Source organism: Nocardiopsis sp. CNS-639, assembly GCF_000381685.1.
Lineage (GTDB): Bacteria > Actinomycetota > Actinomycetes > Streptosporangiales > Streptosporangiaceae > Nocardiopsis > Nocardiopsis dassonvillei.
Window position 1 is genome coordinate 223,606 of the sequence record NZ_KB906859.1, and the last position, 14,853, is coordinate 238,458.

General features: G+C 71.0%; 10 protein-coding genes. 4 read left to right on the plus strand and 6 right to left on the minus strand.

The window, feature by feature from the left end:
* Window positions 1-47: 47 nt before the first annotated feature.
* The 4 genes from pyrH (at window position 48) to G011_RS0112125 (ending at window position 3,591) form a co-directional block, all read left to right on the plus strand.
* Complete coding sequence (gene pyrH, locus G011_RS0112110) at window positions 48-773, plus strand: UMP kinase (protein WP_036552624.1); 726 nt, start codon at window positions 48-50, stop codon at window positions 771-773.
* A 46-nt stretch (window positions 774-819) separates the two neighbouring features.
* The gene (gene frr / locus G011_RS0112115; protein WP_013151297.1) at window positions 820-1,377 is read left to right on the plus strand and encodes a ribosome recycling factor; all 558 of its coding nucleotides are present in this window, start codon (window positions 820-822) and stop codon (window positions 1,375-1,377) included.
* A gap of 3 nt (window positions 1,378-1,380) precedes the next feature.
* On the plus strand, window positions 1,381-2,316 hold the full coding sequence (locus G011_RS0112120; RefSeq protein WP_019608689.1) for a phosphatidate cytidylyltransferase: 936 nt from the start codon (window positions 1,381-1,383) through the stop codon (window positions 2,314-2,316).
* 93 nt (window positions 2,317-2,409) lie between these two features.
* Window positions 2,410-3,591 (plus strand): pyridoxal phosphate-dependent aminotransferase, encoded by a 1,182-nt coding sequence (locus G011_RS0112125; RefSeq protein WP_026338231.1) that lies wholly within the window; start codon window positions 2,410-2,412, stop codon window positions 3,589-3,591.
* A 44-nt stretch (window positions 3,592-3,635) separates the two neighbouring features.
* On the opposite strand, the gene G011_RS0112130 is transcribed toward G011_RS0112125, so the two are convergent.
* From G011_RS0112130 to G011_RS0112155, 6 genes are all read right to left on the minus strand, one after another.
* Window positions 3,636-5,063, minus strand: a complete 1,428-nt coding sequence (locus G011_RS0112130) for an APC family permease (protein WP_019608691.1) — start codon at window positions 5,061-5,063, stop codon at window positions 3,636-3,638.
* Window positions 5,064-5,312: 249 nt separating this feature from the next.
* On the minus strand, window positions 5,313-5,975 hold the full coding sequence (locus G011_RS0112135) for a GNAT family N-acetyltransferase (RefSeq protein ID WP_019608692.1): 663 nt from the start codon (window positions 5,973-5,975) through the stop codon (window positions 5,313-5,315).
* A 217-nt stretch (window positions 5,976-6,192) separates the two neighbouring features.
* Window positions 6,193-8,358, minus strand: a complete 2,166-nt coding sequence (gene glgB, locus G011_RS0112140) for a 1,4-alpha-glucan branching protein GlgB (RefSeq protein ID WP_378812314.1) — start codon at window positions 8,356-8,358, stop codon at window positions 6,193-6,195.
* A gap of 426 nt (window positions 8,359-8,784) precedes the next feature.
* A complete protein-coding gene (locus G011_RS0112145; protein WP_019608694.1) occupies window positions 8,785-10,173 on the minus strand; it encodes a maltokinase N-terminal cap-like domain-containing protein in 1,389 nt (462 codons plus the stop codon).
* Between the two features lies 1 nt (window position 10,174).
* Entirely contained in the window at window positions 10,175-12,223 is a 2,049-nt protein-coding gene (treS, locus tag G011_RS0112150; protein WP_019608695.1) for a maltose alpha-D-glucosyltransferase, read from the minus strand.
* A 109-nt stretch (window positions 12,224-12,332) separates the two neighbouring features.
* Window positions 12,333-14,303: an alpha-1,4-glucan--maltose-1-phosphate maltosyltransferase gene (locus G011_RS0112155; protein WP_026338233.1), complete on the minus strand. Its 1,971-nt coding sequence runs from the start codon at window positions 14,301-14,303 to the stop codon at window positions 12,333-12,335.
* Between the last annotated feature and the right edge of the window lie 550 nt (window positions 14,304-14,853).

The following is a 14,853-nucleotide window of genomic DNA, read 5'->3' on the forward strand; positions in this document are numbered from 1 at the left end:
AAGGGAGGCCACAGGCTGTGAACGAAGCGACGAGCACCGAACCGGCGATGCACGGTTCCGGGTGGAAGCGCGTGATGCTCAAACTCTCCGGAGAGGCGTTCGCGGGCGGCGGCGGCCTGGGCATCGACCCCGAGGTCGTCCAGTACGTGGCCGAGTCCATCGCCGAGGCGGTCTCCGAGGGCATCCAGGTCGCGGTGGTCGTCGGCGGCGGCAACATGTTCCGCGGCGCCCAGCTCACCGAGGGCGGCATCGAGCGCGGCCGCGCCGACTACATGGGCATGCTCGGCACCGTCATCAACTGCCTCGCCCTCCAGGACTTCCTGGAGCGGCTCGGTGTGGACACCCGCGTGCAGACCGCGATCCACATGAGCCAGGTCGCCGAGGCCTACATCCCCCGCCGCGCCGTCCGCCACCTGGAGAAGGGCCGCGTGGTCATCTTCGGCGCCGGTCTGGGCGCACCCTTCTTCTCGACCGACACCACCGCCGCCCAGCGCGCGCTGGAGATCGGCGCGCAGGCGGTCCTCAAGGGCACCCAGGTCGACGGGGTCTACGACTCCGACCCCCAGCGCAACCCCGACGCGGTCAAGTTCGACAAGCTCAACTACAACGAGGTCCTCACCCGCGGCCTCAAGGTCATGGACGCCACCGCGGTCAGCCTGTGCATGGACAACGGGCTGCCCATCGTCGTGTTCGACCTGATGAGCCAGGGCAACATCCTGCGCGCGGTACGCGGTGAGAAGATCGGCACCATCGTCGGGCCGACCCCGGTCTAGACAGCCTCCGCGACCACAGCAAGCCACGACACCAGGGAGCGCCCACATGATCGAAGAGACCCTCCTCGAGGCCGAGGAGAAGATGGAGAAGGCCGTGACCGTGGCGAAGGAGGACTTCGCCACGATCCGCACCGGACGCCCCACCCCGGCGACCTTCAACAAGATCACCGTCGACTACTACGGTGCCCGGACGCCGATCAACCAGCTGGCCTCCTTCTCGGTCCCCGAGCCGCGCATGGTGGTCATCTCGCCGTTCGACGTCAACTCGCGCACCGACATCATCAACGCCATCCGCAACAGCGACCTGGGCGTGAACCCCTCCGACGACGGCCAGGTCATCCGCGTGGTCTTCCCCGAGCTGTCCGAGGAGCGCCGCAAGGAGTACGTCAAGGTCGCGCGGACCAAGGCCGAGGACAGCAAGGTCTCGATCCGCAACGTCCGCCGCCGCGCCAAGGACACCTTCGAGAAGGCCGTCAAGTCCGGCGACATCGGCGAGGACGAGGCGCACCGCGCCCAGGCCGAGCTGGACGAGCTGTCTTCGAAGTACGTCGCGTCCGTCGACGAGCTGCTGAAGCACAAGGAATCGGAACTGCTCGAGGTTTAGCCGGTGACCCTTCCTTCCTCCAGCGACTCGGGAGGCGATGACCGCTCGCCCGAGCACAGACCCGGCGGCGGGCCGCGGGGCGGTCCCGATCCGGACGGGCAGCGCTTCGTGCTGCACAAACCGGGGGGTGAGCCGGTCCGGACGGGCCGCAACCTCCCGGTGGCCATCGCGAGCGGGTGCGCCCTGGGCGCCCTCGTGTTCTTCTCCATCTTCCCCCTGCCCCAGCTGTTCACGATCATCACCTCCCTGGGGGTGCTGATCGGCCTGCGCGAGGTCAACCGGGCGTTCGCGGGCAAGGGCATGGGCCTGGCAGTGGCACCGCTGGCCGTCGGCGGCGTGGCCATGCAGGTCGCCGCCTACTTCGGGGGAACCGACTGGCTGGTGGGCACGACCGCGCTGACCGCGATCGTCGCCCTGGTGTGGCGGCTGCGCGGAGGTACGGAAGGGTTCGTGGCCGACGTCGCGGCGAACCTGTTCACCCTGGTGTACCTGCCGTTCCTCTTCGGCACGTGGCTGCTGCTCATCTCCCATCCCGAGGACGGCCAGTACCGCCTGGTCACGTTCATCGTGGTGACGATCTCCAGCGACATCGGCGGGTACTTCGCCGGGATCCTGCTGGGCCGGCACAAGATGGCGCCGGTGATCAGCCCCAACAAGACCTGGGAGGGCTTCGGCGGATCGGTCGTGGGCTGCGCCGTCGCGGGCGCGCTGTGCGTGACGCTCATGCTGGACGGCCCCTGGTGGGTCGGCGTGGTCCTGGGCCTGGCGGTCGTGCTGGCCGCCACCGTCGGGGACCTCATCGAGTCGCTGTTCAAGCGCGACCTGGGGGTCAAGGACATGGGCAGGTTCATGCCCGGGCACGGCGGCCTCATGGACCGCCTGGACTCGCTGCTGATCGCCGGTCCCGTGACGTGGATGGTGCTGAGCCTGCTGCTGTAGGCGGCGGCGGACGGGGCGGGTCCTCCCGGGGACCCGCCCCGTCGGCGTCCCCGCGTCTGGCCCGCCGACCGGGCGGGTGGATACGCTCGTCGGGTGGAAGAACCGCTGATCGAACGAATGCGCGTGTACGGCGAGACGGTCTTCGCCGAGATGACGCGGCTGGCCGTGGAGACCGGATCGGTCAACCTGGGGCAGGGGTTCCCCGACACCGACGGTCCCCGCTCCCTGCTGGAGGCCGCCTCCGGGCACATCCTGGAGGGGGTGAACCAGTACCCGCCCGGGCCGGGCCGCCCCGAGCTGCGGCGGGCGGTGAGCCGGTACCGGGCCCGCCACTACGGCATCGAGCTGGACCCGGACACCGAGGTCTACGTGACCGTCGGCGCCACCGCCGGGATCGCGGCCGCGATGCTCGCCCTGGTGGAGCGCGGAGACGAGGTGATCGTCTTCGAGCCGATGTACGACTCCTACGCCGCCATGATCACGCTGGCGGGCGGGGTGCGCAGACCGGTGACGCTGCGGCCGGACCCCGTGTCCGGCCGGTTCACCTTCGACCCCGCGGAGCTGCGCGCGGCCGTGGGCCCCCGCACCCGGATGGTGCTGGTGAACACGCCGCACAACCCCACGGGGACCGTGTTCACCGCCGAGGAGCTGGAAGAGGTCGCGCGGGTGTGCCGCGAACACGACCTGGTCGCGTTCACCGACGAGGTGTACGAGTTCCTCACCTTCGACGGGCGGCCGCACGTGCCGCTGGCCACCCTGCCGGGCATGCGCGAGCGGACGCTGTCGGTGTCCTCGGTCGGCAAGATGTTCGCCGTGACCGGGTGGAAGACCGGCTGGGTGATGGGGCCCGAACCGCTGGTCAGCGCGGTGCGCACGGTGAACCAGTTCCTCACCTTCTCCGCGAACGGCGCGCTCCAGCTGGCCACGGCCGACGCCATCGACCAGGAGGAGGAGTGGGTCGCCGCCCAGCGCACCGCCCTCCAGGGCAAGCGCGACCGCCTGGTGGAGGGGCTGACCGGGGCCGGTTTCGAGGTGGACGCGTGCGAGGGCACCTACTTCGTCATGGCCGACATCCGCCCGCTCGGGTACGCCGACGGAGTGGAGGTGGCCCGCGCGCTGCCCCGGGAGGCCGGGGTGGCGGCGGTGCCCGCCCAGGTGTTCTACGACCATCAGGAGGAGGGCGCGCACCTGCTCCGGTTCGCGTTCTGCAAGAGGGACGAGGTGCTGGACGAGGCGGTCGCCCGCCTCTCCGGCTGGCACGCGCGCGGGCGGTAGGAACCCGCCGCCGTGCGCTCAACCGGAGCGCACGGCGGCGTCCGTCAGGCCCGCGGGCCCGGGCGCGAGCGCGCGTCCATCACCTCGACCAGGCGCCGCTCGGCGTCGGGACCCGCGGCGATCCGGGGCAGACGCCACATCAGGGCGGCCCCGGCCACCCACCACACGAGCACCATCAGCCACTCGTTGGGCCAGCTCAGCGCCGCGGGCATGCCGGGCAGGTAGAGCAGGAGCAGCCCCACGGACAGTACGAGGGCCACCACGCCGACGGGGACGCCCGCCGGAACGGTGAAGGGCCGCTCCATGGCGGGTTCGCGGCGGCGCAGCACGAGGAAGCTGACCACCACCGTGACGAAGCCGACCACGATGTTCAGGCCGCCCGCGTTGACCAGCCAGCCCAGCATCGGCTCGCCGAAGAACGGGGACACCAGGGAGAGCGCGCCGACGAACAGCACGGCGTTGGACGGGGTGCGAAAGCGCGGGTGCAGGCGGCCGAACCAGGCCGGGAGCATCCGCGAGGCGGCCATGGCGTAGATGAGGCGGCTGCCGCCGATGAGGAAGGCGTTCCAGCTGGTGAGCAGGCCCGCGACGCCGCCGAGGACGAGCAGGTTGCCCATGGCCGCGCTGTCCCACATGGCGGCGACGGCGTCGGCGGAGGCCAGCTCCGAGTCCGCCAGTTCGGCCGGGCCCAGGCCCGAGCCCGCCGTCAGCATGACCATCACGTACCAGGCGGTCGCGCAGAACACCGACAGCACCAGCAGGGTGCCGACCATGCGGTACGGGAGTCTGATCTCGGAGGCCGACTGCGGGATGACGTCGAAGCCGACGAAGAGGAACGGGACCGCGACCAGGACCACGAACATGCCCGGGGCGCCGCCGGTGAACAGCGGCCGCATGTTGTCCACGGAACCGCCGACGAACGCGCCGGTGACCATGGCGGCCCCGGTGAGCAGCAGGAACAGCACCGCGATGGTCTGGAAGACGCTCGCGGGCTTGATGCCGACGTAGTTGACGGCGGTCATCAGCACGGCCGCGGCCACGCCGACGGCGACCAGGCTGGCGTGGACGTCGTACCCGGCCACGGTCCACAGGCGGCCGACCGCCATGTCGGGGAAGAGGTAGACGAGGGTCTGGGGGACGGCCACGGCCTCGAAGGCGACGACGGAGACGTAGCCCAGGATCATGGCCCAGGATGCGGTGAAGGCCCCCTTGGGGCCGATGGCGCGCATGGCGTAGTGGTGCTCCCCGCCCGCGTGCGGCATCGCGGCGACGAGCTCGGCGTAGGCGAGGCCGACGAAGGCCATGATGACGCCGCCGATCACGAAGGCCAGCGCCGCGCCCGCGCTGCCCGCCGCGCTGACGAAGTCGCCCACCAGCACGATCCAGCCGAAGCCGATCATCGCGCCGAAGCCGAGGGCGAGGACGTCACCCCTTCCCAGCACCCGGACGAAACTCTGGCTGTTGTCGGACACGGGGCCTCCCAACGGTCGTGCCTGTGGTGCAGGACACACAAGCACGCGGCGGCGGTGAGCGGAAGGGCCCGTCGCGGAGGTTTTTGCTCCTGTTTCGCTTCCGCCACTCACACCACTTGCGCACCGGGGCGGCGTCCGGGCCCCACCGCCGATCGGTGCGGACGTCCCACCCGCGAACGCGCGGTTCGGCGGTCGGACGCGGTGGGCTTTCCCGACGGCCGGTCGGGCTTCGTCCGTGAGCGCGGCCTCTCAGGGCCGGGAGGCCGACGGGCTCCACACCATGGTCCGCTGGTGCACGTGCCCTCCCTCGAAGCGCACGCCCGGTACCACGGGGGCCGGTCCGTGGGGTTCGAACCCGGCCCGCGCGAAGAAGCGCACGGCGCCGGTGTTCTCCACGAGGGTCTGCAGGTGGCAGCCGCGGGATCCCTGCTCGCGCAGCCGCTCCTGCCACTCGCGCACCAGAGCGGCGCCCACACCGGTGCCGCGTGCCCGGGACTCGACGTTGACGTGCAGGTGGGCGGGCCAGCGCGGGTCCGAGAGCTCGCCCGCGGTGGGCCTGCGCCGGAGGGCGGACACCGCCGTGTCCAGCAGGGCCCGGGCGAAGAAGGCCGCCGGTCCTCGTCGCAGCGCGAGCCGGTGCTCCCGGATCGCGCGGTCCATGAGCTCGCTCTCCCCGGGCATCGCGGAGGGGTCGGGGCAACCGGTCAGGTAGCCCGCCATCCGTCCGTCGACCAGGGCGACCAGGAGCGATTCGGGCACGTGGTCCATGTAGGGATCCAGGTAGATCGCGGCCTCGGACGGCAGGTGTCCCCAGAGCGTTCCCGACGGCGACCCCTCGCCCGCACGGGCGAACAGCGCCCGCAGTTCGGCGCGGTCGTCCTCGCGGAAGGTCCGGATCTCGGTACTGGCCACAACGGAGCCCCTCAACTGTGTATCAAATACAGTGTATAAGATACACAGTTCGGCGCCCGGGCCGACAGGGGCCCGGGCGCCGAACCGGTCGCTCCGCTGGGATGCTGCTTTCCAACCGGCCTCAGCTCGCGGGGGCCGGCTCGGGCGCCCCCGGGGTTCTGGAGGCGGCGGGCGGCGGGTGGGACGAAGCGAAGCGAAGGCCCGGAGAGGACACCGCCTAGGACCCGGGCTCGAACCAGACCGCGCCGAGCGGGGGCAGGACGACCTCCGCCGAGAACGGCTGCCCGTCCCAGGGCACGGGCTCGGCGTCCACGCGGGCGGGCGCCGGGTGGTCCGATCCGCCGAAGCGCGCCTCGTCGGTGTTGAGCACCGCGTTCCACCGGCCCCCGGAGGGCAGGCCCATCCGCCGCTCCGTACGGGGCACCGGCGAGAAGTTCACCGCGCAGGCGAGCACCGAGCCGTCGTCGCCGTGGCGCAGGTACGACAGCGTGTTCCCCTCGCGGTCACCGCCGTCCAGCCAGGTGAAGCCCGCCGGTTCGGTGTCCTGGGACCACAGCGCGGCCCGGGGCCGGTAGGCCTCGTTGAGCGTCCGCACCAGGCGCTGCACCCCCGCGTGGTGCTCGAACTGGAGCAGCCACCACGGCACGCCCTCCCGGTGCGACCACTCGTCGCCCTGGGCGATCTCCCCGCCCATGAACAGCAGCTGCTTGCCCGGGTGGGACCACATGAACGCCAGGAGCGCGCGCAGGGTCGCCGACCGCTGCCACTCGTCGCCGGGCGGCTTGTTGAACAGCGACTGCTTGCCGTGCACCACCTCGTCGTGCGACAGCGGCAGCACGTAGTTCTCGCTGTAGGCGTAGACCATCGAGAACGTGACGTCGTCGTGGTGGTACTGGCGGTGGACCGGCTCCTTCTTGACGTACTCCAGGGTGTCGTGCATCCACCCCATGTTCCACTTGAACCCGAAGCCGAGCCCGCCGTGGTCCACCGGCGTGGTCACGCCCGTGTAGGCGGTGGACTCCTCCGCGATCATCGCCACGTGCGGGTTGCGCCGGTAGACGGTGGTGTTGAGCTCCTTGAGGAAGTCGATCGCCTCCAGGTTCTCCCTGCCGCCGAACACGTTCGGCTCCCAGGCCCCGGAGTCGCGCGAGTAGTCCAGGTAGATCATCGAGGCCACCGCGTCCACCCGCAGGCCGTCGACGTGGAACTCCTCCAACCAGTACAGGGCGTTGGCCACGAGGAAGTTGCGCACCTCGGTCCGCCCGTAGTTGAAGATCAGCGTCCCCCAGTCCGGGTGCTCGCCCCGGCGCGGGTCGGGGTGCTCGTACAGCGCGCTCCCGTCGAAGCGGGCCAGCGCCCACTCGTCCTTGGGGAAGTGCGCGGGCACCCAGTCCAGCAGCACGCCGACCCCCGCGCGGTGCAGGGCGTCCACCAGGTGGCGGAACTCGTCCGGCGTGCCGAACCGGGGCGTGGGCGCGTAGTACGAGGTCACCTGGTATCCCCAGGAGCCGTCGTAGGGGTGGCCCGCCACGGGCAGGAACTCCACGTGCGTGAACCCCATGTCGGTCACGTAGGCGACGAGTTCCTCGGCCAGCTCGGCGTAGCCCAGCCCGGGCCGCCAGGAGCCCAGGTGCACCTCGTACACGCTCATCGGCGCCCGGTGCTGCTCCACGCCCTTGCGCTCGGCCATCCACTCCTGGTCGGACCACACGTGCGTGGAGGAGGTGACCACGGAGGCGGTCGCGGGCGGCATCTGCGTGCACCGCGCCATCGGGTCGGCCTTGTCGCGCCAGTGCCCGTCGGCGCCCAGGACCTGGAACTTGTACAGGCCGCCCTCGCCGATCCCGGGCACGAACAGCTCCCACACACCGCTGGAGCCCAGGCTCCGCATCGGGTGCCCGACGCCGCTCCAGTGGTTGAAGTCGCCGATCATCCGCACGCCGCGCGCGTCCGGCGCCCACACCGCGAACCGGGTTCCGGCCACCTCGCCCATCGCGGTGTCCTCGACCCGCACGTGCGCTCCGAGGGCGTTCCACAGCTCCTCGTGGCGGCCCTCGCCGATCAGGTGCAGGTCCAGCTCGCCCAGGGTCGGCGCGAACCGGTACGGGTCGGCGGCCACGTGCTCGGCGCCGTCCTCGTAGCGGGCGCTGATCCGGTAGTCGGGCACGGAGCCGAGCCTGCTCCGGGACACCTTCGCGGAGAACACGCCCCGGTGCAGGTGGTCCAGGCGCAGCCGCGAGCCGTCGGCCAGGACGGCGTGCACCTCCACCGCGCCCGGCCGCAGGGCCCGCACCACGGTGCCCCGGCCCTCGGCGTGCACGCCCAGCAGCGCGTGCGGGTCGTGGTGGTGGCCGTCCACCAGCCGGTCCAGGGCGGCGACCAGTTCGGGGTCGGGCCCCTTGCGCCGGGAGGCGGCCGGGGGCTTCGCCGTCGCGGCCTTGCCGTTCGTCGCGGCCCTGCCCTTGGAGGCGGCCGGGACCCGCTTCGCGGCCGGGGCCTTCTCACCGGTCCCCGCCGTCGCGGTCTTCCTGACAGCCTTGGCCGCCTTGCCCCCCGCGGGCTTACCGGTGGCGGGTTCCACCGCGGCCGCCGTCTCGGCGACCGACACCTCCTCCACGACCGGGATGCTCTCCACGGCCTTCTTCTTCGGGTTCTTCCCGTTCGTCGCAGTCTTGGCTGCGCTGGCACGCGGACGTTGTTCGCTGCGCGGCGAGGTCAATGCGGACTCCGTGGTACTCGTGCGGACGGATCGGGGGGCGTGGTGGTCGAAGGGGCGGCCGCCGCGCTCGGGAGACGGCCGCCGACGTGCTCAACCGGGCACGGGAGGCGCGGCGGCGGTGGCGATGGACTCCAGCGGGACCCGCAGCCAGTTCGGCCGGTTCCGGGCCTCGTACAGCACCTCGTACACGGCCTTGTCGAACTCGAAGGCCCGCAGGACCGCCAGGTGCTTCTCCGGGTCGGCCCCTCCGCCGTCGGCGTAGCCCCGGCAGAACGCCTCCCGGTTGTGCCGGGCCCAGGAGCGGGCCGCCCACTCCAGACCGGGGTCGCCCGGGTGCCCGATCAGCAGGTACCCGGCCGCGTAGTCGAAGGAGCGGAGCATCCCCGCCACGTCCCGCAGCGGGCTGGACAGGCGCTGGCGGTCGCGCACCGGCACGGTGGGCTCGCCCTCGAAGTCCAGCAGCACCCACCCGGACGCGGTCCGGATCGCCTGCCCCAGGTGGTAGTCGCCGTGGATGCGCTGTATCGGCAGCGGCTCGTCCACCTCGGAGAAGTCGGCGTAGGCCTCCATCACCCGGGGCGCGTGCTCGGCCAGCTCCGGCACCTCGGCGCTGGCCATCGCCAGGCGCTCCACCATGGCGTCGGCCATCTCGGCCGCGCCCGTCGGGGTGAGCACGTCCGTGGGCAGGGTCCGGGCCAGCGACCGGTGCACCTCGGCGGTGGTGCGGCCCAGCCGGGCCGCCTCGCCGGTGAACGCGGACTCGCGCCCGTCCCCCGGCCCCTCCAACAGGGCGCGCACGTTGGCGGTGGCGAGCACCCACCCGTCCGTGGCGTGCGGGATGTAGGTCTGGAGCATGGCCAGAGTCGTGGGCGTGGAGTGCCCGGCCAGGTCGGCCTCGATCCACCCGCACGGCCGGGCCACGTACGGGGTCCCCGACAGGGCCATGTTCAGCTCCAGGTCCGGGTTGGGCCCGGGCCAGAGTCTGCGGAAGGTCTTGAGGACGTAGTCCTCGCCGAAGACCAGCGACGTGTTGGACTGCTCGCCGGTGAGCAGCCGCCCGGACGACCCGGTGCGGATGCTGTCGCCCGGCAGGCTGCGGAAGCGCACCTTTCCGGAGGGTTCGGCCCCGGTGGGGGCGGCGAACCGCTCCAGGAGCATCCGGGTCAGCTCCTCGTCGTGGGCGGCGTCGTAGACCACCCTGGGTCTGCCGCCCGCCACCTGGCACACGCCGATGGCCACGCGCGCCAGGTCCGGCGGCAGGGAACGCGGCGGCCGCGAACCCAGCAGCACCTGGTAGCGGGAACTGCGGCCCCGCTGCCCGGCCTGGAGGACCAGGACGTTCAGGTCGGGGCCGTCGGGGCCCGACGTCACCAGCGTGTACCTGCTCTCGACCCGGATCTGGCGGATGGGGATCCCCTTGCCGGAGAACCAGCGCTGTCTCGGTAGCCAGACGGCCAGGAGTTCTTCGAGTTGGGACATGTCAGAGCGACCCGTTTCCCTTCTCGCCCCCACCCCGGCCCGTGCACTCCGCGGCCGGGCCGGAGGGGCCCGACGCGCGCACCGCGCTCCCGCGGGAGGGGGTGCGGGCGCCGTCGCCGAACGCGGGGGAGAACCCGGACGGGATGCTGGACGTCGTGCTCACTGGGTGGCCCGGTGCGTGCGTCCGGGCCGCGGCCGCCGACACCGGCGAGGTCTCGAAGGTGGCGTGCACCCGGGCCCCGGCCTCGGGCAGTCCGTAGGACGGCATACCGTCCCGGTTCGTGCCCGCGGACTCCCGGTCGGCGGTGGTGGGCAGCTGGAACCAGTAGAAGCCGTGCCCGGGCAGGGTGAGCAGGTAGGGCAGCTCCCCGATCTCGGGGAAGCGCACACCGCCCACGCACTCCACCGGGGCGACCCCGGCGTAGCGCCCCAGGTCCAGCTCCACGGGCTGCGGGTACCGCGACAGGTTGTTGACGCAGAGCATCCGGTCGTCGCCGTGCTCGCGGATGAAGGCCAGCACGCTCGGGTTGGTGGCGTTGAGTTCGGTGAAGGCGCCGGTGCCGAACACGGGGTGGCGCTTGCGGATCTGGATCATGCGCCGCGTCCAGTGCAGCAGCGAGCCGGGGTTGTCGCGCTGGGACTCCACGTTGAGCGCCTGGTACCCGTAGACCGGGTCCATGATCAGCGGCAGGTACAGGCGGGCCGGGTCGCCCTTGGAGAACCCGGCGTTGCGGTCCGAGCTCCACTGCATGGGCGTGCGCACGGCGTCGCGGTCGCCCAGCCAGATGTTGTCGCCCATGCCGATCTCGTCGCCGTAGTACAGGACGGGCGAGCCCGGCAGGGACAGCAGCAGGGCCGTGAACAGCTCGATCTGGTTGCGGTCGTTGTCCAGCAGGGGCGCGAGCCGCCTGCGGATCCCCACGTTGGCGCGCATGCGGGGTTCCTTGGCGTACTCGGAGTACATGTAGTCGCGCTCCTCGTCGGTGACCATCTCCAGGGTCAGCTCGTCGTGGTTGCGCAGGAAGATCGCCCACTGGCAGTTGCGGGGGATCGGCGGCGTCTGGGCGAGGATCTCCGAGATCGGGAAGCGCTGCTCCTGCCGGACCGCCATGAACATGCGCGGCATCAGCGGGAAGTGGAAGTTCATGTGGCACTCGTCGCCGCCGGACTCGAAGTCGCCGAAGTAGTCGACGACGTCGGACGGCCACTGGTTGGCCTCGCTCAGCAGCACGCGGTCGGGGTAGAGCCGGTCCACCTCGGCGCGCACGCGCTTGAGGAACTCGTGCGTCTCCTTGAGGTTCTCGCAGTTGGTGCCCTCGCGCTCGTACAGGTAGGGCACGGCGTCCAGGCGGAACCCGTCGATGCCCAGGTCCAGCCAGTAGCGCAGGACCTCCAGGATCGCCTCCTGGACGGCCGGGTTCTCGAAGTTGAGGTCGGGCTGGTGGGAGAAGAACCGGTGCCAGTAGTACTGGCCGCGGACCTCGTCGTAGGTCCAGTTGGACGTCTCGGTGTCGACGAAGATGATGCGGGCCTCGTCGTAGCGGTCGTCGGTGTCCGACCACACGTAGAAGTCCCCGTAGGGCCCGTCCGGGTCCTCGCGGGAGGCCTTGAACCACGGGTGCTGGTCGCTGGTGTGGTTCATGACCAGGTCGGTGATGACCCGGATCCCGCGCCGGTGCGCCTCGTCCAGGAGCTCCACGAAGTCGGCGGTGCGGCCGAACTCCGGGAGGATCTTGAAGTAGTCGGAGATGTCGTAGCCGCCGTCGCGCAGGGGCGACTCGTACATCGGCAACAGCCACACGCAGTCGATGCCCAGCCACTGGAGGTAGTCCAGCTTCTGCACCAGCCCGGCGAGGTCGCCGGTGCCGTCGCCGTTGGAGTCGAAGAAGCCCCGGGCGAGGACCTCGTAGAAGACGGCGTGTTTGTACCAGTGGGGATCACTGGTGCCGCCGGAGGACATCAGCGGGCCGGTGGCGGCCCCGGTGGCCGGGGCGAGCGGACCGTGTTCGGCGTGACCGCGTCCGCCGGGGCCGGGCTCGTCTTTGCTCATCTACTGCTCCCCACCAAGAATGTTCGACGTCGGTTCAACAGGCGTTTCGGACACGGCGGGGCTCCGGCGGAGCAGCTCCGCCGGGCCCCGTGCGCTGGTTCCGGGGCCGCTATCTGCCGCTGACGGTGAACACGTGCGCGGGACCGGCCGCGGGGTCGAGACGGACGTAGTTGTCCGCACCCCAGGTGTAGGAACGGCCGGTCAGCTCGTCGGTCACCCTGAACTCCTCCTCCCTTGTGAGGCCGATGGACGGCAGATCCAGGTGCACCGTCGCCTCGCGTGCGTGGTGCGGGTCGAGGTTGACGACGGCGATCACGGCGTCGTCGGGGTCCTTGGGGCCGCTGCCGGGCCGGTGCTTGGAGAAGCAGACGATCTCGGGCCGGTCCACGTGGTGGAAGCGCAGGTTGCGCAGCTCCCGCAGGGCCGGGTGCTCCCGGCGCAGCCGGTTGAGCAGCGTGAGGAGGCCGGTGAGGGTCTCGCCGGAGGCCTCGGCCGCGGCCCAGTCGCGGGGGCGGTACTGGTACTTCTCCGAGTCGAGGTACTCCTCGCTGCCCGGCCCGGCGGGGGTGTTCTCGCACAGTTCGAAGCCGGAGTAGACACCCCAGGTGGGGGAGAGCAGGGCCGCCAGCACGGCGCGGACGGCGAACGCGGGCCGACCGCCGTGCTGGAGGTAGGCGTGCAGGATGTCCGGGGTGTTGACGAAGAAGTTGGGGCGCAGGTAGTGGGCGCTCTCCCGGCTCAGCTCGGTGAGGTAGTCGGTCAGCTCGTCCTTGCCGTTGCGCCAGGTGAAGTAGGTGTAGGACTGGTGGAAGCCGACCTTGGCCAGCGTGCGCATCATGGCGGGGCGGGTGAAGGCCTCGGCGAGGAACAGCACGTCGGGGTGCCTGTCGGCGACGTCGGCGAGCAGCTTCTGCCAGAACGCGACCGGCTTGGTGTGCGGGTTGTCGACGCGGAAGATGCGTACGCCGTGCGCGATCCAGTGCTCGACCACCCGCAGGACCTCCGCGTACAGGCCCTCGAAGTCGCGGTCGAAGTTGAGCGGGTAGATGTCCTGGTACTTCTTGGGCGGGTTCTCGGCGTAGGCGATGGAGCCGTCGGCCCGGGCGGTGAACCACTCGGGGTGCTCGGTCACCCAGGGGTGGTCGGGGGAGCACTGCAGGGCCAGGTCCAGGGCGATCTCCATGCCGTGCTCGCGGGCCTCGGCGACGAAGGCGTCGAAGTCGGCGAGGGTGCCCAGGTCGGGGTGGACCGCGTCGTGGCCGCCGTCGGCCGACCCGATGGCCCACACCGATCCGGGGTCGCCGGGACCGGCGGTCAGCGCGTTGTTGGCGCCCTTGCGGTGGGTGGTGCCGACCGGGTGGATGGGCGGCAGGTAGACCACGTCGAAGCCCATGTCGGCGATGGCGGGCAGGCGCTTGGCCGCGGTGGCGAGGGTGCCCGAGAGCTCCTGGCCGGGCGCGGTGTCGACTTGGGCGCCCTCCGAGCGCGGGAAGAACTCGTACCAGGAGCCGAACAGCGCGCGCTCGCGGTGGACGACGACGCTGGTGCGTTTGGACCTGGTGACCAGCTCGCGCAGGGGCGAGCGCTCCATCTCGGCCAGGACCTCGGGGGTGAGCGCCGCCTCGAAGCGCTCCACCGGGGTCATCGAGGTGTCGCGCAGCGTCTTGGCGGCGGCGTTCAGGAAGGGGCGGCGCGGGACCCGTCGCCCGGCGCGGGCGAGCAGACGGGCCCCCTCCTCCAGGACGAGGTCGGTGTCCTGGCCCAGCGGGAGCTTGACGCCCGCGACGTGGTGCCAGGTGGCGAAGGGGTCGGTCCACGACTCGACGGCGAAGGACCACGTCCCCTCCGTGGGGAGGCTGACGCAGGCCTCGTAGCGGTCGGTGCCGGGGGCGTGCTCGCGCATGGGGACGAGCTGTTCGCGGCGTCCCTCGGGGGAGTAGACGACGACGCCCGCGGCGAGGGAGTCGTGGCCCTCGCGGATCACCGTCGCTCCCACGGTGAAGCGTTCGCCCGGAACGGCTTTCACCGGTCCGAGGTCGTTCTCTGGAGAGATATCGAGGATGGGCAGGCGTCCGATCACTGGCTACACCGTAATTGTCGTGGTTCGACGTTCGGAACCGTGCTGTTTTTCGGCAGGCGGAAATAACCGGGAGTTAATCCGGGGCAAGACGGAGTTCACGGAGCATCCGGAACAGAAACTGTCCGGATTAAGGCTTCGGTGCCCTCCGCTGTCTATCGTCTGCCCTCTTGTGGTGTTTGGCGGAGTGCCAGGGCCGGATAATTTCTGTGATCCTTGTCACACCAGGTGTGTGTGCTAAGAGCCGGTGTTTGTCGGGTTTCTGCTGAGTAAACCTCTCAAGGCGGTCATAAGGACGCAGCAGATTCAGGTGTCTCTGTGGTTGTTTTCCGATGCATTCTGTGGAAATGACGGAAAACTGATCGGTCATGTTGGGCGGTGTGCTGCGGTGGGTAGGGATGACCGAATGCGCGCGCGAGCTGTATGGCCGTATTCCGGACATCCGCGCGTGGCCGAATGGTCGCCTAAGGAACTTTTTCCCCGGATTCGGTCACCCGTGGCCCGGGTGGTCTCCTCGGTGCTCGCTCCCCCTCCCGGGTCCGGGTGTGTGACG

What these genes read in the sequence shown, in the direction of transcription:
- pyrH (WP_036552624.1), top strand. Translation starts at nt 48, where the DNA reads ATGCACGGTTCCGGGTGGAAGCGCGTGATGCTCAAACTCTCCGGAGAG.
- treS (WP_019608695.1), bottom strand. Translation starts at nt 12,223, where the DNA reads ATGAGCAAAGACGAGCCCGGCCCCGGCGGACGCGGTCACGCCGAACAC.
- frr (WP_013151297.1), top strand. Translation starts at nt 820, where the DNA reads ATGATCGAAGAGACCCTCCTCGAGGCCGAGGAGAAGATGGAGAAGGCC.
- G011_RS0112145 (WP_019608694.1), bottom strand. Translation starts at nt 10,173, where the DNA reads ATGTCCCAACTCGAAGAACTCCTGGCCGTCTGGCTACCGAGACAGCGC.